Raw genomic sequence first — 18,272 nt, forward strand, 5'->3', positions numbered from 1 at the left:
TCTCTCCCCTCCATACTCTATATGTGGACAAGAACCATAAGTACAAACAGTATTGTCAGGTAATTCAATGAATAGACAAACATCAGCCTAGCCCATTTAATTTCGTCCTTCATTTTAAAACCTGCGAAACCGAGAGCAAGCCACCCAAGACCAAGGACTGCAGCTATAGTCGTGTAAATTATTCCAAAAGGATACAGAAACAGCGAGATTGGAACAAGAGCCGCCACATAGACCACGATCTGGCGCTTTGTCATCGCAAATCCTGCAACAACGGGAAGCATTGGAATACCGGCAGCTTTGTATTCATGACACCGCTTCATAGCCAGGGCAAGAAAATGCGGGGGCTGCCAAATGAACATGATGGCGAACAAAAGCCATGCATACAGATGCAGTCCGGGATCAATAGCTGCCCAACCGATCAGCGGCGGCACCGCACCGGAAACACTTCCAGCAACAGTGTTCAGCGTTGATACTCTTTTCAGCCACATCGTGTAAATGACAACGTACACAAACAACCCAAAGATTCCAATGACAGCCGGCACCGGATCGACAGCGGCAAGCATCATGATCCCTACAGCTGATTGAATCAGACCGGCGACAAGCACATTTGTCGATTTCAATCTGCCAGTTACCGTAGGTCTTTCCATTGTCCGTTCCATTAAATGATCAATATCACGGTCTATATAATTATTCAGCGTACATCCCCCGGCCATAACGATCCCGGCACCAAGCAGTGTTAAAATAAGAATGTGCAGGTTCTGAATGAGCTGAAAGTCCGTATATACTGAAGCAAGAAAAAGACCAGTAAATGTCGTAATCAGGTTGGAAGAAACGATACCCATCTTCGCAAGCGTCACGTAATCCTTCCAGGATTTCTGCGTATCAGAAGAAGTTACTTCCTCTGCGCCGGCATCCAGGACTTTTGCAGCGTTGATGGCCGTATTGGTCTTATCCATACCTTCACCTCCTTAAAAACTAAACGCAATGTGGCCAATAACTGAGGAATTTATGCGAAAGTTAAAGCCCGTAAGCGTAAGTTCACAGTAAACAGTATTGTACCACAAAACCTTACCCGGAGAGAAATGACAATTTCCCCTCCAAAGTGACACTACAAATATTATAGCTTAAAATGTTTTTTGTTTCATTAGTTTCGCAACTTTCACAGTATCTTCACATTTCTTTATCGCCTCAAAATGTTCATTGCGATAAAATTGACTTTTTTCGCCATTATTCATACCATTAAAAGGGCATTTACTAAATGAATTTCATAAGTCCTGCTGGTGTCATTTGTTGACCGAGTCCGGTTTTCATCGATTATCGAGTTACCGCCTTCTACTTTCTGGTCTTTTAAAGTAGAGGCACTTATGAAATTGATTCTACTTTGTAATTATTTCATGAAATAAAAATAAAGAGGTGAACGTTGTGAATAAGGGATTAAAGCTGTTTGGCCTGTTTACCTCCTTTGGAATGCTGATCGTGCTCCTGCAGGGGGCACTTGTGACAAAAACAGGCTCTGGAGAAGGCTGCGGCGCAACCTGGCCACTATGCTTCGGTGAAGTTATTCCTCAATCTCCTGCACTGGAGACAATTATTGAATACAGCCACCGGCTTTGGTCGGGCTTGATGGGGCTTTTTGTTATTCTTCTGGCTATCTGGTCCTGGAAAAAACTTTCCCATTTACGTGAAACCAATTTTATGTCTTTAATGGCGGTGCTATTTATAATTTTCCAGGGGCTGATGGGAGCCGGAGCGGTGATCTGGGGCAATTCAGATGTAGTACTTGCCCTTCATTTTGGAATTTCAACGATATCATTTGCCGCCGTCGTGCTCTTGAATGTTCTCTCTTTTGAAGATGGCAAATACGGAGTTCCTGCTCCGCGAGTCACAAAAGGATATCGTTCTTATCTTATTTTTGTTCTTCTCTATTGTTACGCAGTGATTTATACCGGCGCTTTTGTGAAGCATGCAGATGCGACCTATGTATGCGGCGGTTTTCCTCTCTGCAATAGTCAATGGCTTCCTGAATTTACTGGCTCATTAGGATATGAAATAAGCATACATGTAGCTCATCGCTTTTTTGCAAGTATTTTATTCTTTTTACTGCTCTTTTTAATGATCTGGACTATCCGCAGCTATAAAGAATTCCGCAGTCTGCTGATCCCGGCTGTTGCCATTTTTGGACTCGTGATCGTGCAGATTACGGCCGGAATTTCTATTCTCTATGTGTCTTCTTATTTGACACCAGCACTTTTTCACGCACTAACTATCACAATACTATTTACGCTTCTATGCTATATGACTATGATCATTACCAGAAAACCAGCAGGTTAATCAAAAAACACTGCCGCATTGGAAATCGAATTCCAGCGGCAGTATTTTATTGCTTTTTAAAAGAAGTCGTATATAAAGGGAGTCTGTTCAGGGAGCAGACGGCTGAACTGTGAGATGCTCTCCTCTTCCCCTGTAATTAGTCCTGAATCCACTGCCTGCGATACGTTCAAATAGCCTAAAGTAAGAGCAGATAACGATTGGATTGACATTCTAACACCGTCCACTGCTTTGTTTTTATGTGGTTCAATTGAAATTCTGCCATCCTGGAAGGCGAGCACAAAGCTCCCATCGTTCCAATCACAAAATGAGTCATCAATCACAAGTGTCAATTCCCACTCGCCTTTAAAGGAAAACGGAAATTCCTCCAAAAGCTTTTGTACATCCACTACTCTCGCCATAAAATAACCTTCATTCTCTTCTTTTACTTTCGGGTCAGGAAGCATGAATCGATAGGAATCACCAGCATATGTGTGGATTTCGGCTTCTTCAATCATCGAATCGTGATTGGCGATAAACGCCCACAGCTGATGTTTTGCCTCATTATGAAGTGCCACAAGCTCAAATACCTTCATTTTCAGATTTTTAATTTCATAAATAAGATAACCAGCGTCTTTTCCAGACGAGTCTGAAAACACAGCAATCTGCCCAGTTTTTCTAATAAGAGTATTCTGCTTCCACCATTCTTCATCTCTTGCAATCATTCCGTTAAACAGTTTGGCAAATGGTTCATACACTTCCTGCAGGATCTGCCATTCTTCTTTCGTGATTCGCCTGATCTGACCCTGCTTTAACCCTCTTTTTTCTGGAAGCTGCTCTTTTGTCATTTTCCATGTATATGTATCCGCAAACATTTCCCAGCCAAACTTTCGATAAAAGGAAACGGAAAACGGGTAGAGAAAAGAAAATAAACAGCCACGCTCCCTCATATCCAGTAAGGAAGCCATTAACAGTTCTCTTACAATTCCTCCTCTGCGTGCCTCCGGCCATGTAGCAACACCTGCAACTCCGCACATCTTTACTTTTTTTCCCCCGGCAAAAACCTCAACAGGCAAGAGGTGAAGTTTGGAGAAAAGCTGGCCGTTCTGAACTGCCACCCAAATGTCCTCAGGTTTTATCTGCTTTCTGATTACTTCGATTTTGTCTTCGGTCAACGTGTGCTGAAATGCAAATTGTCCTAATTCCAATGCTTCATCTATCTCTTCGACTTTAAGTTTTCTAAGCTCCATACCGTTAATCTCCTTTGAACATCGCTATCGCTTTTTTTCGCTGCAGAGAATGAGTGACTGCAGGCGCTGGATAATCCTTGCCTATAATGCATTCCGCTTCTTGCTGCTGCCTTTGATTCATTTTCCACGGCTCGTGAATATACTTTTCAGTAACGCACCTTAATTAGGGCACATATTTTTTTATGAATGTGCCATCAGGATCAAATCTTTGACTCTGCCGGACAGGAGAAAACACTCGAAAATACGGTACAGCATCGACACCAGTAGAGGCCGCCCACTGCCAACCTCCTGCATTAGAAGCCGGGTCGTAATCAACCAGCTTTTCTTGAAAATACTTTTCACCGAGCCTCCAGTCCATTAAATAATCCTTGACGAGAAACGACGATGCAATCATTCTGCCGCGGTTATGCAGCCATCCTTCACTGTTCAGCTGACGCATAGCAGCATCGACGATGGGAAAACCGGTCGTTCCCTCCTTCCATTGCTGCAGGTGCTTTTCATTTTTCTCCCAAGTAATGTTTCGATATTGTTCTTTTAATTCCTTCCTTTTTAAATGAGGATGCGCAGCATAAATCATATTATAAAAATCACGCCAAGCCAGTTCACTTATAAAACTTTCTGCCCCTGCTGAGCCCTCCTCCAGTAATGGAGCAATAGCATCATTAATAGTCCTGATAGATATTCTTCCTGTTTTTAAATATGGCGACAGCAGGCTTGTGCCGTCCTCAGCTAATATATCCCGTTTTTCCTCATACTCCTCGGCTATATTCTCTGTAAAAAACTCAAGTCGTTTCATTGCATCTGCTTCAGTCGTCCTGGTCCAGGCTGTTTCTGCCCTCAATAAATAATTTTTAAAGCTGGCCCGCGCTCCGCTGTCGATGAGCTTTTTTTCGGCCTGTCTATTTATCATATCAGGCAGACTGCAGTTGTACGGTGCCATCTTTTCTAGAGTTCTCCACTTTCGATAATAGGGTGTAAATACTTGATAATAACTGTTGTCATCCTTTACAATTTCGTCTGCTGCATGAAAATGAGCATCCTTAAAACTGTAAACTTTCACCTCATTTTTTTCAAACATTTTTTTGATTTTGTGGTCTCGCCTTGCAGCTTCTGGAGTCTCATCTTCATTTAAAAAAAGTGTACTGAGCTTAGGCATCTTTTCGAGAAGCTCGGTAAAAGCCTCCTCTACTTCGCCGTATAACAAGGTGAGATGAATTCCTTTTTCACTGCATTCCTGCTCGAAGCTATTAAGAGATTGAAAAAAATAATCATGATGCGGACACTGTTTCTGTAAAAATTCAGGGTCAATGTGAAAAACAAACATCCAATTATCATCATGTTCAAGCAGATGCTGTTCAAGCTCAAACATCGCCCGGTTGTCATTCAGCCGCAGATCACGGCGGAACCATAATACTGAAGTTTTGTTCATTACTTACTCCTTTAGAACTCTTTATTTATATCACTCCATCCTATACCCCTTTCACTACTCTCTAACAGCCTCCAGAAGAAATCTACCCTATTTCTCCGCCGATCCTCCGGCCACTGCTTCCGCAGTATCCTCAAACAGTACTGGAACAAGCGCCGCGGAAAGCATACGCCTGCAGGGATGAAATCAACAAAATCAATACTTTTTTGTTTTCTAAAAAATACGGAGCTGCATAAGCAGCTCCGTACCAGAATCTTATTATTGATCAAGCTCGATTAGCAAATCTCCTGATTCGATTGCGTCTCCATCCTTCACATGAACATTTCTGATTTCTGCGTCAAATGGCGCCTGAACGGTCGTTTCCATCTTCATAGCTTCTGTTATCATCAGATGGTCCCCTTTTGTTACCTTTTCGCCTTTTTTGACTAACGTTTTAATGACGGTACCCGGCATCGTGGCACCAATTTGATTCGGATCTGTTTTATCTACTTTCGGTCGTTCAATTATATTTGTTTTTACATTCTGGTCTTTAATCATAACTTCACGAGGCTGACCATTAAGTTCGAAATAAACAATTCTGTTTCCGTTATCCTGAGGCTTTGAAATCGAAATCAGTTTAACAATCAGAGTTTTTCCCTGCTCAATTTCTACTTCTATTTCTTCCCCAAGCCGCAGACCATAAAAGAAGGTTGGTGTGTCGAGTACTGAGACATCACCGAACTGTTCACGGAATTTCTGAAATTCCATATAGACTTTCGGGTAAAGGGCATACGAAATCATATCATGGCTTGTCACCTGGCGGTCGAGCTGATTATACAGATCTTCTTTGATCTGCTGGAAGTCTGCTGGTTCCATGTTTTCACCAGGACGGTTCGTAATTGCCTCGCGACCTTTTAATATAACGCGCTGTAATTTTTCAGGGAAGCCCTGGTATGGCTGGCCTAAATATCCCTGGAACATTTCAACAACAGAGTCAGGGAAATCAAGGTTCTCGCCCTTTTCATACACATCCTCTTCATTTAAATCGTTTTGAACCATATAAAGCGCCATATCACCAACCACTTTTGAAGATGGGGTTACCTTGACCACATCACCGAACATGTCGTTCACGCGGCGGTACATCTTCTTTACTTCATTCCAGCGGTTACCGAGCCCTACTGCTTTAGCCTGCTGCTGAAGGTTGCTGTATTGTCCTCCAGGCATCTCGTGCATATATACCTCTGAGTGAGGAGCATTCATGCCGCTTTCAAACCCTTTGTAATACTTCCGGGTGTACTCCCAAAATTCACTTAGCTCCTCCATCGCTTTCACATCTATATTCGGCTCCCGGTCGGTACCTTTCACAGCATAATAGAGGGAATTTCCACTCGGCTGAGAAGTGAGACCGGCCATGGATCCAACGGCCACATCCACGATATCTACGCCCGCTTCGATCGCGCGGGTGTATTGAAGAATACCGTTACCGCTCGTATCATGTGTATGCAGATGGATCGGGATGTCAATCGAAGATTTCAGTTCCGAGATTAGCTGATAGGCTGCTTCAGGTTTAAGTACACCAGCCATATCCTTTATACCGAGTATGTGAGCACCTGCTTTCTCCAGCGCCACAGCCATATCTCTATAATATTTCAAGTCATACTTGTCCCGCTTTGGATCAAGAATATCTCCTGTATAGCAGATGGCCGCTTCAGCAATCTTGTTGTTATTGCGGACTTCATCGATTGCAAGCTGCATGCCTTCGAGCCAGTTCAAGGAATCAAATATCCGGAAGACATCAATACCTGCCTCTGCTGATTTTTCCACGAACTCTTTGATGACATTGTCCGGGTAGTTTTTATAGCCTACTGCATTGGAAGCCCTCAACAGCATCTGCAGCAAGACGTTTGGCATTTTCTCACGAAGAACCATGAGACGTTCCCACGGATCCTCATGCAGAAAACGCATAGACACATCAAAGGTCGCTCCACCCCACATTTCCGAAGAAAATAAGTTAGGAAGCATTCTTGCCGTCGGCTCTGCTATTTTCTTAAGATCATTTGTCCTGAAGCGTGTCGCAAGCAGGGATTGGTGGGCGTCACGGAAAGTGGTATCAGTCAGAAGAACTTCATTTTGTTCCTTGACCCACTCAGCCAGCCCTTCCGGTCCTCTTTCATCTAGGATCTGTTTTGTCCCGCTTGGAACTGCCTCACTTTTCTTTACTTTTGGAACACGAGGATTATCAAATATCGGCTTCTTCTCGCCCTCAAGGCCGGGATATCCATTTACAATCGTTTCACCGATAAAGGAAAGCATTTTTGTACCGCGGTCCTTCCGTTTTGGAAAAACAAACAATTCAGGAGAAGAGTCAATAAATGACGTATTATATTTACCTGATAAGAAATCCTCATGCTGAACGACATTTTCAAGAAATGCAATATTTGTTTTAATGCCCCGGATTCTAAATTCACGAAGGTTTCGGAGCATTTTTACCGCTGCTCCTTCAAACGTCAAAGACCAGGTGGAGACTTTTACGAGCAGGGAATCATAATGCGGTGTGATGACTGCACCCTGAAAGCCATTGCCGGCGTCGAGACGGACTCCAAAACCGCCGCTTGACCGGTAAGCCATGATCTTTCCTGTGTCCGGCATAAATTGATTGGCAGGATCCTCGGTTGTTACTCTGGATTGAATCGCATAGCCAAGTGTAAAGATATCCTTTTGCTTTGGAATAGCAAGAGTTCCACCATGCAGCGACTGCCCGTCTGCTACATGAAGCTGCGTCTGAACAATATCAACACCGGTAATCATTTCGGTAATTGTATGCTCTACCTGAATACGTGGGTTTACTTCAATAAAATAAAATTCTCCATCTGGATTTACCAGAAATTCTACGGTACCCGCATTTATATATTTGATTTTTTCAGCGAGCTGAACGGCTGCTTCACAAATTTTTTCGCGGAGATCATCTGATAGTGATACACTAGGTGCGATCTCTACGACTTTCTGGTGGCGTCGTTGAACTGAGCAGTCCCGTTCGTATAAATGAACTATATTTCCCTCTTTGTCACCAAGAATCTGCACTTCAATGTGCTTTGGGTTTTCAATGAATTTTTCGACATACACTTCATCGTTTCCAAAAGAGGACTTTGCCTCTGATTTCGCGCGGTTATAAGATTCCTCTACTTCATCTTCGCTGCGGACAATTCGCATACCTCTGCCGCCGCCGCCAAGAGAGGCTTTTATAATAAATGGAAATCCATGTTCTTCAGAAAATTGTTTGATTTCATCGAGACCATCTACAGGACCGTCACTTCCAGGAATGACTGGAAGGTCTGCACTTATTGCTGTCTCTCTTGCTTTGACCTTATCTCCGAACATCCTTAAATGTTCAGTTCCCGGCCCGATAAAAATAATACCTTCTTCCTCGCAGCGCTGGGCAAATTCAAGGTTTTCAGACAGAAAGCCATAACCTGGATGAATCGCGTCCACGTTATTTATTTTAGCTGTTTCAATAATGCTCTCAATATCAAGGTAAGCATCGATCGGCTTTTTTCCTTCGCCAATCAGATAGGCTTCATCAGCTTTATAGCGGTGAAACGCACCCGTATCCTCTTTGGAATATACTGCTACTGTGCGGATATGTAATTCTGTACACGCACGAAAAATGCGGATCGCTATTTCTCCCCGGTTCGCGACAAGAACCTTTTTAATGTTTTCTAATCCGTTCATGATTATTCCTCCTTGGTATAGTTACTCTCCACTCGTCAGTATGAATCTTGAGCTTATATCTCTTGCTCTGTTATGTTTACTGACAATTCGAAATATATTTTATCATACCATTTCTACATCAACTGTCAAAATTTTTAGAGTGATTCGTTTCAACAATTATTTCTTTACCCACACTTTAAATAGGATAAAACAGGAGAGGAAATGAGTAATTAATATTTATTTATACTTCTCAGCGTGTATCATTTATATAACTGAAGGATAAAAAGTAATTTTGGAGATTATCTCTCATTACGTGGATTATACAATAATCATGTTTCAGTTACGGTGAAAAAAATTATAAAAAAAATCTCTTTGAATGAATTTCATACGTCAATTTCAGAACTAATAATGCGAATATTGACAGGCATTTTCCCTATATCACTCGATTTTCGCTTCAGGTGAACGCTTTCCGTGGGCTTGGCCTTAGCACAGGAGTTCCGATATTTACATGCATGACAGGGAATTCGGCTGCCTTTTCGGCCGATAGCGGAACCAGTGTCCGAAAGGCCAGCTGTGGCTTCTAGAGGACGATTTTTTAGAATCCCTGCGCTGAAGATTCAACATTATTTTCTGATTTTCCGAGTGTAAGCCGCACCATTTAGATTTTTTCACGAAAAAAACCAAGCTACTCATTATGAATAGCCTGGTTTTTATTTTCCTACGGTGGCTTCGTGAAGAGAAGCAAGCCTCCGTTCTAATTCAAAGAGGATCTGTTTGCCAGTTGCCTCATCTATTAAATTTAAACGGATAGCAAAATCAATTTCACGGGACAAGCCAAACATCTGTGTATCCAGAACCTCTTCATAAAGAGGGCACTGGGGCATCGTAAGATTATCCATTTGTACTTCGATCAATTTCCGGATCTTTTCTGCGTCGGCTTTGAGAAGGGCGTATGCTTTTTCGCTATGTTCAGTTGCCGCCTTTACGCTCAAGGTGATCCCTCCTACTAGTTAACTACCTGTATATATCTTAGCGGCTATGAATAAAAAATGCAAGGTAAGACTTGTTAGCAAAATCCTACACTTAAAATATACTCAGCTTTCTTCGTTCTGCGAGTGTTTCTAGTAGTTTTACTCCGCCCGCACTGTTTCCTTTTTCATCCAGCGGAGGACTTACAATGCCAATCCCCGTGCCGTCCGGAAGCGCACTGACAAGTGCTCCTGATATACCACTCTTAGTCGGGATACCTGCTTTGATGGCAAACTCTCCACTTGCGTTATACATGCCGCATGTCACCATGAACGTTTTAACAATTCTTGCGATGCGCGGTGGAATAATCGATCGTCCAGTTGCGGGATCATTTCCGTTTCTTCCAATGACACTTCCGATTTTTGCCAGATCCCTGCAGGTTACACGCAGTGCGCACTGTTTTATATATACTTCAAGAAGCTCCTCCATATTCCCATGAACGACTCCGTGACTTTTCATGTAATGGCACAGCGCCAGGTTTAAATCTGCGTGTTCAAGCTCAGACTGAGCGGTCTCTTCGCAAATATTGATTGAAGTATTCTCGGTAAGCTCATGTACAAATGCCAGCAGCCTTCCCAATTTTTCTTCCGTTGAATTTCCAGCGAGAAGGCTTGTCACTGCCAGCGCTCCTGCATTGATCATAGGGTTCATCGGTCGGGAAGGCCTGCCTTCCTCCAGTGCCTGCAGAGTATAAAATGGATCTCCGGAAGGTTCCATTCCGACTTTTTGAAATACTGCCTCTTCCCCCTTATCCATCAAAGCAAGAGCAAGACTGATAATTTTTGACACACTCTGCAGCGTAAAAGGTTCTTCTACTTCCCCTGCAGTAATCGTTTTCTCACCGTTACAGACAACACAGCCAAACAGCCCGGGATCCGCTTTTTTCAGCGCCGGTATGTAATCAGGTATTTTTCCGTTCCGTGCCGCAAATCTGCATGATTGTACCAGCTGGCGGAGCTCATGTTCTTCCATCACGATTGCCATGATCCTACTCCTTTTTAATAGGTAGTTTCCACATGTGCTTTCATTCTCATACAGATATAATTTTATGATAGGATAATGGAAGCAAAGTATTTAGATAAAATTGAGTCCTTGTAAGTGCACAGTGATGCCCGCGCCGCACCGAGTCAGGCGCCGCGTAAATAAGGTCTATAAAGGAATTATTTGAGGAGGATGCAAAGTGGAATTTATCGTATTTATTTCCGGACGGGTCCGATATCCAATTACTATTGACCCGACGGTATGGATATTTGACGAAAGAAAAGTGGATCTGACCACTTACTTTGATCAGGACAACAGTGAAGAAGCAGAGCTTGAGCGCTACACGAAAGCAATATCTAAACAATGGGACAAAGAAATTACGGAGGGATCGCAGGCTCCGAAAAAAAATCCTACGAATGAGGTGCGCTCTAAAAAAGAACAGTTGATTCACGGCACCTTTGGGATACCGTTCCGACCTTTTATAGAAAATGCGGAACCTGAAGACGGGGCGGAAAAGGTAGTCATTCAGACTTCTGAAGGAGCGGAGCATATCGTCGCGCTGGAGCAGGCAAAAAGGTTTATAATTGGCTTTTCATATGACGGCCAGCCTCTCCGTGAAACTGGACCGATTCACGTATACAATGGTGATGGGAGCGACAGAGAAAATCCGATTCGATTTGTAACAGGATTTAAATTAGCATAGAGAACAGTCAGAGGTAACACTAAATACAGCCCGTGACTAAATACCTCTCGACCAAGTCCTGTTGCCAACATCGACACTAGCACGTCCGGTGCGTCGAGGAACAGCACGAGTCTCAAGACTCCACAGGCAGTGTTCTTTCTGCCGAGGAGGCTTGAGCCGTTCCCGTGGAAAACGAAGCGTTTTGACGGAGCACATATTGAAAACCCATAATGAACAGATAATCCAGACAGATTCATTAGAATCGTCTGGATTTTGCAATAAATAATTTACTTTTGTCCCAGCCTCTCACTTATTTTGGTGTGAATTTGACCACCAGTGCGGGAGCTGAACCATCAGAGGCTGTTGAGCCGGCTCATTTCTTATAATAAATCTGCTGCCAACTGGGCAAGGCCGGAGCGCTCTCCCTTTTCAAGCTTTACATGCCCGCTGATTGCTTGATCTTTAAAAGTTTCCACAATATAGGCGAGACCATTATTTAATTCATCGAGATACGGGTGGTCAATCTGTGCCGGGTCCCCCATGAGGACTATTTTACTACCTTCCCCTACTCTTGTTAAAATGGTCTTCACTTCGTGTTTTGTTAAATTTTGTGCTTCGTCAATAATAATAAACTGGTCCGGTATGCTTCGGCCGCGGATATAGGTCAGTGCTTCTACTTGAATAGATCCCATCCCGGCAAGAATTTGATCAAGCTCTCCCGGTTTATTTGCATTAAACAGATACTCTAGATTATCATAAACCGGCTGCATCCAGGGGCGCAGTTTTTCTTCTTTTTCTCCGGGCAGATAGCCGATATCCTTTCCCATTGGAACGACTGGCCTTGCCACTAAAAGCTTATTATACCGGCCCATATCCTCCGTCTGCAAAAGCCCGGCAGCCAGAGACAGTAGTGTTTTTCCCGTGCCGGCTTTTCCCGTCAGTGTGACGAGCGGGATGTCTTCACGCAGAAGCAGTTCGATGGCCATTTTTTGCTCTACATTTCTCGGCTTGATGCCCCAGACATGCTCAGGGTCGGTTACGAACGGCTTGACCATTTTTCCGGTTTTGTCGACCTTGGCAAGAGCAGATGAAGACCCTCCCAGTGCATCCTTCATAATGACAAATTGATGAGGATAAAGCCTTTCCTTCCCAAGTTCCATGACTGGAAGTTCATGCTGCTTATAATAATTATTCATGACATCCGGAGTGACCTCCAGCTGAAGTCTTCCTTTATAAATATTATCGTATTCAGTGACACGGTCGCTTAAAAAATCCTCTGCGTGGATGCCCAGTGCATCTGCTTTGACACGGACGAGCCCGTCCTTACTGACAATGATTACTTTTTTGGGATTTTCTCTGCCTTCCTGTTCTTTTTGCAGGTTCATTGCAACGGCCAGGATGCGGTTGTCATTTGTCATCTCCATAAATGTTTCTTTTAAATAGTGATAGGAGCGGTGATTTAATTCCACTCTCACCGTTCCACCGTCTTTGAGAACAACTCCTTCGTGAAGTTTACCTAGATGACGGAGTCCATCTAATATTTTTGCCGTTTGCCGTGCATTTCGGCCAATTTCATCCATATATCTCTTTTTACTGTCCATTTCTTCTAGTACTACGGCAGGTATGACGACTTCATTGTCTTCAAAATGAAAGATCGCCCGGGGATCCTGCAGGAGAACATTTGTGTCTATCACATATATTTTTGTCAAAGGATTTCCCCCTATTTTCCGCATAAGCTCTCTCTAAGCTTGTTCTATAGAAAGTGCTGGTACGGAGAATAAAATAAATACTGCTTTCTTTTTCTTATGCGTAAGGAAGATGGATATTGCGTAATTGTGGCTTACTTTTATAAATTGATGAAAGAACCCAGAAAAAATGGGCTTCCAGGTGACAATCCCGGACTAAGCCCTTTTTAACGCATTCATAACTTGACTATCCAGTTTTGCCGCTGCTTCAGCGTCATACATTTTTTCGTAATCAGGCTCTGCGGTCATTTTGCCGCCATAAAACATAATATCGCGCACTTCAATGACTTCGGTCTCAATTAATGCAAGCTTAATCGGAACATCAGACATTTTTTCTTCAAATATTCTTCCCCTGCCGGAAATGGCATAGGTAGATCCTTTACAGATTACCGTTAGTACAATCTGGTCATTCGCCTTAATGTCTTCCACAAGTCTTGAGCGGTTATCGATGGAAAATCGTATCTGCTTATCACCAATGGCATACACCCAGGAAATTGCCCGGACTGCCGGACCGCCTGTTTCATGATCTACAGTAGATACCGCGACATACCTTTCCTGCTGCAAATATGTCTGCAGCTCCGTACTTAATGAAGTTTCTACTCTGTTTGCCATGTCCTGACCTCCTGTCCCGTAACTTTAAAGCCCAAAGCTGCCTGGTTCTTATGACAGCTCTTATTTAAATAATACGACATAATACCGTAAAAATCCTTTCCCCATATTTATTTTTTCTATTTTTGTCCCCATTCATACGTTACATTTAACATGTTATACTAAAATGGCATGTTCGCCCTATGTGACATTGGAGTGTGAAAACAATGAAGGTAAAATGTGTCATTTGTGATACTATTAATGATTTAAATGATCGATCCCCCCAGGCAAAGAAGCTTCGTAATCGTCCAATTCACACTTATATGTGTGAGGAATGCGAAGAACGAATTAAAGTACGAACCCAGGAAAGAAGGGATACCGGGCACTTTCATCTTTACCGGGATCCGAAAAAAGACGATGACTGGTAAAGAATAAGTCCTTTAATACCTGATATAGAAGAGCCCTGGCGTGCAGCCGGGCTCTTTTTATATTGTGTCCTTTATCCAGCGGTCCACCCCGCCTTCGCAAGAACATCAGCAAAAGTTACTGCGTCCGTTTTCAGGGGTTTCCTCCATTCCGGAAGGAAATTCCGAATCAATGACTGCCCCCCTGCGACGCTCCATAATGAAAAATTCTCTTCCTGCCACCGTTGAGTCCTCACAATACAAATACGGCCTGGGTGCCAGTGGAAATAAGGGATGCAGCGCCTTGAGAACCTCACTTTCCCTTTTCATATTATGTGCTTTTTCTGCCACTGGACCGAGTGGCGGCCTCCTGAGAACAGCTTCCCAGGAGCCTTTCTTCAGAAGGTAGGTTAAATTAGAATGTCCGGATGGAAATTGCTCAATAGTTAGTGGATCTTCTGGTAGATCATTCAGGTGATTGTGAAGAAAATTTTCAAGCCGTGATACATTCAGCTCCTCCCCTTTGCGTACAGCAATGGTTTCGGGAGATTGACTATTCATTATTTGAAACCTCCAATGTATCCTCCTTCATGTCTTCCAGCTTTTTTCTCATATCATGCGGAATCTTTTCTGACTTCTCATTTTCAAAATTAAAATGAACGATGACTGCTTTTGCCTTTGCAATTAATCCTCTTTCACTTGAAATCTCATGAGACAGTTCAAAACTCGAATTTCCGATTTGAGTTACTGTTGTTTTAATGTGCAGCGTTTCATCAAAATATGCCTGCTGGATATAGTCGCACGTGGTAGAAGCAAGAATAAACGGCCAGTCACTAATTTCCATGCTCGAGCCGAGTTGCCTGAAACATTCGACTCTTGCTTCTTCAAGGTAAATAAAATAACTGATGTTACTAACGTGGCCCAGACCATCCGTTTCAAATACTCTGACCTTTACCTTCCATTCATGTGCCATTATTATGTCCCCTTTTTAATTATGCTTAAAGGAAGGATTTCTCTTTTCGAAAAATGCCTGAACCCCTTCTTGTATATCCTCTGTTTGAAATACCTCCACAAATAAATCCATTTCCTGTTTAATGCCTTCGTCTAAAGGCAGCTGCAAACCATCGTCAACTGACTTCTTAATCCTCGAAAGAGCCTCAAGTGATTGAGAGGTTATATGCGATGCCGCCTGAATGGCCATCTCCATTCCTTCTCCCTTTGGTACAACTTTGTTTACCAGACCTATTCGTTCAGCTTCCTCTGCATCCACCGGCTCTCCGCCAAACATCATCTCTTTAGCTTTCGCCGGGCCGATCAGCCTTGGCAGCCGCTGCGTGCCGCCGCCCCCTGGAAATAAACCAAGCTTCACCTCCGGAAGTCCAATCTCGGCATGCTCCTCTGCAATCCTCATATCGCATGCTAACGCAAGTTCACAGCCCCCGCCGAAGGTCATGCCGTTCAGCACGGCGATGGTTGGTTTGGGGAGAGATGCAAAATCGTTTAACATTTCATGAGTTTTCATTATTTCCTTTTTCATCTCCGGATTACCCATTAATTGAGGAAATTCTTTTATATCTGCTCCGGCAATAAACGCTTTTTCTCCCGCCCCTGTCAGAATTACACATATAACCTCTCGATCTCGGCGCAGGTCAAATGATATTTCTGCAAGTTCCTTCTGTACTTGTTTGTTCATCACATTTAAGGGAGGGTTAGAGATGGTTATAACTGCTACTCCATTTTCCTTTTCAGCGGTAACAAGTTGATTTTTCATTCAATGGCCTCCTTCAGTGGAATAGTTATACCAGCCTTTTCCCGTTTTTCTTCCGAGCTCCCCGGCTTTCACCTTCTTTTCAATAGATGGGGCAGGTTTATCAGCTGGGTCTCCTGTTTCATAATAGAGCTGCATATTAGCGTCATACATAACGTCAATACCCGACAAATCAGCAAGCGCAAACGGACCGATGGGATGATTTAATGCTTTTTCACAAATCAAGTCAATATCTTTAAAGTCAGCATAGCCTTCCTCGTAAAGAAACATCGCTTCTTTGGAGAGTGCAAACAAAATCCGGTTAGCTATAAATCCATAGATTTCTTTTTGCAGCAGTACTCCGGTCCGCCCGATCCGTTCACATATTCCCATCGCAAGCTGGGCAGTCTCTTCTGATGTCTGTGCACTTTTTACCACTTCGACACAATCCATAATCAGCGGAGGGAAAAAGAAGTGCATATTGCATATTTTCTCAGGACGTGATGCTGCTTCTGCTATTTTTGAATTAACAATCGTTGAACTGTTCGAAGCAAACACGGCTTCCGGAGGGGCATGTTTCTCAAGTTTTCGAAATACTTCTTTTTTTATATCAAGCCTTTCAATGACTGCTTCGATCACAAAATCTGTCTGCTGTACTGCCTGCTGGAAATCTGTAGTCAAATGAAGGTGGGAAAATGCTGTTTCCATTTCATTTTCAGTAATTTTTGATTTTTTGACCCAGCGGTTCATCAACTCCTGCAGCTTTAACTCTGCCTGTTGAAGGGCATCTTTGTTAATATCCTGGAGTGTCGTATTTATCCCTGCAAGTGCACAAAGCATCGCAATTTGGTGACCCATTGATCCTGCTCCAATGATTGTTATTTTCTTTACATCTGCTGCTTTCAATGCTCTGCCTCCCCATTAATTTTTATTTAAATAATTCAGGTATTGATCCCTTCGAGAATCATGTTGACGTAGATCTGTGCAATCTCTATATCTGATTTTTCACCGTCGGGATGAAACCACTGATACGTCCAGTTACAAGAACCGAGAATGCCGAGCGTAACAATATCAGCCTCGAGGTCTTTTCTGAACTCTCCAGCTTTGATTCCTTCAACTATCACTTGTTTCATTCCTAAGCGTATCTGATCTCGTTTTGGGCGGACTTCCTCTAGATGCTTATCACTCAAATGTCGGATTTCTCGAAAAAATACGCGTGCGCTCCTCCCCTGTGGAGCAATATTTGATATAAGCATGTGTACAAGTCTTTCAAGTTTTTTTCTGCTGCTAGCCGGGCAGTTCATAATGTGCTTCTGTTCTTTTAATAAATGGTCAATATACCTGCTGTGAATCGTCATGAGCACCTGTTCTTTGCTTGTGAAATAATAATAAAAAGTCCCTTTCGTTACATCAAGACGATCTGTAATTTCTTGAATGGACGTTTCAGTGAAGCCTTGTTCTTCAAAAAGGGCAATACTAGCTTTCAATATTTCTTCTTTCATGATTTGTCTCCTCAGGCTCTTTTCATTGTTTCTACGCTAATTCTAATCTTGAAACCCAGTTATCTGTACATTCGGGATTTCTACCAGGATATTGCTTTCTCCATGGACGATTCATTGCAGGAATTCCTCCTCGAAAATCAATATCTATAAAGCATTCATACCACCGTCCACTGCCAAAATTTCACCGGTCACGTAATCGGATGCTGCAGATGCCAGAAACAAAGCTGCACCCATCATATCCTCCTCCCCTCCAAAGCGTCGAAGAGGGGTACGGTCGATGATCATATCCCCTCCCATTTCCAGTACACCTTCTGACATTTTAGTCGGGAAAAATCCAGGGGCTATGGCATTAACATGCACATTATCCGGTCCCCATTTTGCAGCGAGATCTTTTGTCAGTGTAACAATGGCGCCTTTGCTCGTATTATATCCCACCGCATCGAGAAATCGAGGATCCGCTCCATTCAAACCAGCCACAGACGTAATATTAATAATTTTCCCTGATTTTTGATCGACCATATGCTTTCCAGCAGCCTTCGCCATGAGAAAAGCGCCAGTAACATTTACGTTCATCACCTTCTGCCAGGCTTCCAGCGGCATTTCAAGTGCTGGTGCCCCCCAGGAAGACCCGCTGTTGTTTACGAGAATATCGATGCTTTGAAAAGCTTCCAGTGTTTCCTTCACTACCCGGTGGACCTGTTCTTCATCGGTCACGTCACACGGAAGCGCAAGAACGTTTCCCCCTTTTTCAGCTATTTCTTCTGCCGCTTCCTCACAGGCCTGGACTTTCCGAGAACAAATCACTACGTTTGCCCCAGCTTCAGAATATGCCTGAGCTATTTGTCTGCCTAATCCACGGCCTCCCCCTGTCACAATCGCTGTCTTTCCTTCTAAACTGAAAAGTTTCTGAAAAATACTCATTTT

General features: G+C 43.2%; 16 protein-coding genes and 1 pseudogene. 3 read left to right on the forward strand and 14 right to left on the reverse strand.

The window, feature by feature from the left end:
- Positions 1-17: 17 nt before the first annotated feature.
- Positions 18-956 (reverse strand): heme o synthase, encoded by a 939-nt coding sequence (gene cyoE, locus ACE4RR_RS02620; RefSeq protein ID WP_375533837.1) that lies wholly within the window; start codon positions 954-956, stop codon positions 18-20.
- A gap of 466 nt (positions 957-1,422) precedes the next feature.
- On the opposite strand from cyoE, the gene ACE4RR_RS02625 reads away from it, so the two are divergent.
- On the forward strand, positions 1,423-2,331 hold the full coding sequence (locus ACE4RR_RS02625; protein ID WP_375533838.1) for a COX15/CtaA family protein: 909 nt from the start codon (positions 1,423-1,425) through the stop codon (positions 2,329-2,331).
- A 56-nt stretch (positions 2,332-2,387) separates the two neighbouring features.
- Here the strand turns inward: ACE4RR_RS02625 and ACE4RR_RS02630 are convergent, their stop codons facing one another.
- From ACE4RR_RS02630 to glsA, 5 genes and pseudogenes are all read right to left on the reverse strand, one after another.
- Positions 2,388-3,557 (reverse strand): GNAT family N-acetyltransferase, encoded by a 1,170-nt coding sequence (locus tag ACE4RR_RS02630; protein ID WP_375533839.1) that lies wholly within the window; start codon positions 3,555-3,557, stop codon positions 2,388-2,390.
- 4 nt (positions 3,558-3,561) lie between these two features.
- A pseudogene (locus ACE4RR_RS02635) lies at positions 3,562-4,986 on the reverse strand (cryptochrome/photolyase family protein).
- A 255-nt stretch (positions 4,987-5,241) separates the two neighbouring features.
- Entirely contained in the window at positions 5,242-8,691 is a 3,450-nt protein-coding gene (gene pyc / locus ACE4RR_RS02640; protein WP_375533840.1) for a pyruvate carboxylase, read from the reverse strand.
- 689 nt (positions 8,692-9,380) lie between these two features.
- Positions 9,381-9,662: an Fpa/YlaN family protein gene (locus ACE4RR_RS02645; RefSeq protein WP_375533841.1), complete on the reverse strand. Its 282-nt coding sequence runs from the start codon at positions 9,660-9,662 to the stop codon at positions 9,381-9,383.
- A gap of 91 nt (positions 9,663-9,753) precedes the next feature.
- Positions 9,754-10,683 (reverse strand): glutaminase A, encoded by a 930-nt coding sequence (glsA, locus tag ACE4RR_RS02650; RefSeq protein ID WP_375533842.1) that lies wholly within the window; start codon positions 10,681-10,683, stop codon positions 9,754-9,756.
- A gap of 196 nt (positions 10,684-10,879) precedes the next feature.
- Here glsA and ACE4RR_RS02655 point away from each other — a divergent pair, with 196 nt between their 5' ends.
- Positions 10,880-11,383, forward strand: a complete 504-nt coding sequence (locus ACE4RR_RS02655) for a peptidyl-prolyl cis-trans isomerase (RefSeq protein WP_375533843.1) — start codon at positions 10,880-10,882, stop codon at positions 11,381-11,383.
- A 359-nt stretch (positions 11,384-11,742) separates the two neighbouring features.
- On the opposite strand, the gene ACE4RR_RS02660 is transcribed toward ACE4RR_RS02655, so the two are convergent.
- Positions 11,743-13,071, reverse strand: coding sequence for a PhoH family protein (locus ACE4RR_RS02660; protein WP_375533844.1), 1,329 nt, complete (start codon positions 13,069-13,071; stop codon positions 11,743-11,745).
- Between the two features lie 192 nt (positions 13,072-13,263).
- Entirely contained in the window at positions 13,264-13,719 is a 456-nt protein-coding gene (locus tag ACE4RR_RS02665) for a pyridoxamine 5'-phosphate oxidase family protein (RefSeq protein WP_375533845.1), read from the reverse strand.
- A 203-nt stretch (positions 13,720-13,922) separates the two neighbouring features.
- On the opposite strand from ACE4RR_RS02665, the gene ACE4RR_RS02670 reads away from it, so the two are divergent.
- A complete protein-coding gene (locus ACE4RR_RS02670) occupies positions 13,923-14,123 on the forward strand; it encodes a YlaI family protein (protein ID WP_375533846.1) in 201 nt (66 codons plus the stop codon).
- Positions 14,124-14,228: 105 nt separating this feature from the next.
- Here the strand turns inward: ACE4RR_RS02670 and ACE4RR_RS02675 are convergent, their stop codons facing one another.
- The 6 genes from ACE4RR_RS02675 to ACE4RR_RS02700 all read right to left on the reverse strand — a co-directional run bounded on the left by ACE4RR_RS02675 (position 14,229) and on the right by ACE4RR_RS02700 (position 18,269).
- A complete protein-coding gene (locus tag ACE4RR_RS02675) occupies positions 14,229-14,660 on the reverse strand; it encodes a phosphotransferase (protein WP_375533847.1) in 432 nt (143 codons plus the stop codon).
- Positions 14,653-15,072, reverse strand: coding sequence for an acyl-CoA thioesterase (locus ACE4RR_RS02680; RefSeq protein ID WP_375533848.1), 420 nt, complete (start codon positions 15,070-15,072; stop codon positions 14,653-14,655). The genes ACE4RR_RS02675 and ACE4RR_RS02680 overlap by 8 nt, the downstream gene beginning before the upstream one ends.
- A 15-nt stretch (positions 15,073-15,087) precedes the next feature.
- Positions 15,088-15,870, reverse strand: coding sequence for an enoyl-CoA hydratase/isomerase family protein (locus ACE4RR_RS02685; protein ID WP_375533849.1), 783 nt, complete (start codon positions 15,868-15,870; stop codon positions 15,088-15,090).
- Positions 15,871-16,752, reverse strand: a complete 882-nt coding sequence (locus tag ACE4RR_RS02690) for a 3-hydroxyacyl-CoA dehydrogenase family protein (protein ID WP_375533850.1) — start codon at positions 16,750-16,752, stop codon at positions 15,871-15,873.
- A 35-nt stretch (positions 16,753-16,787) separates the two neighbouring features.
- A complete protein-coding gene (locus tag ACE4RR_RS02695; RefSeq protein WP_375533851.1) occupies positions 16,788-17,348 on the reverse strand; it encodes a TetR/AcrR family transcriptional regulator in 561 nt (186 codons plus the stop codon).
- A 144-nt stretch (positions 17,349-17,492) separates the two neighbouring features.
- Positions 17,493-18,269, reverse strand: coding sequence for an SDR family oxidoreductase (locus ACE4RR_RS02700; RefSeq protein ID WP_375533852.1), 777 nt, complete (start codon positions 18,267-18,269; stop codon positions 17,493-17,495).
- Positions 18,270-18,272: the final 3 nt, after the last annotated feature.

The sequence above is a fragment of the Alteribacillus sp. HJP-4 genome, assembly GCF_042139015.1.
GTDB lineage: Bacteria > Bacillota > Bacilli > Bacillales > Marinococcaceae > JBHIKY01.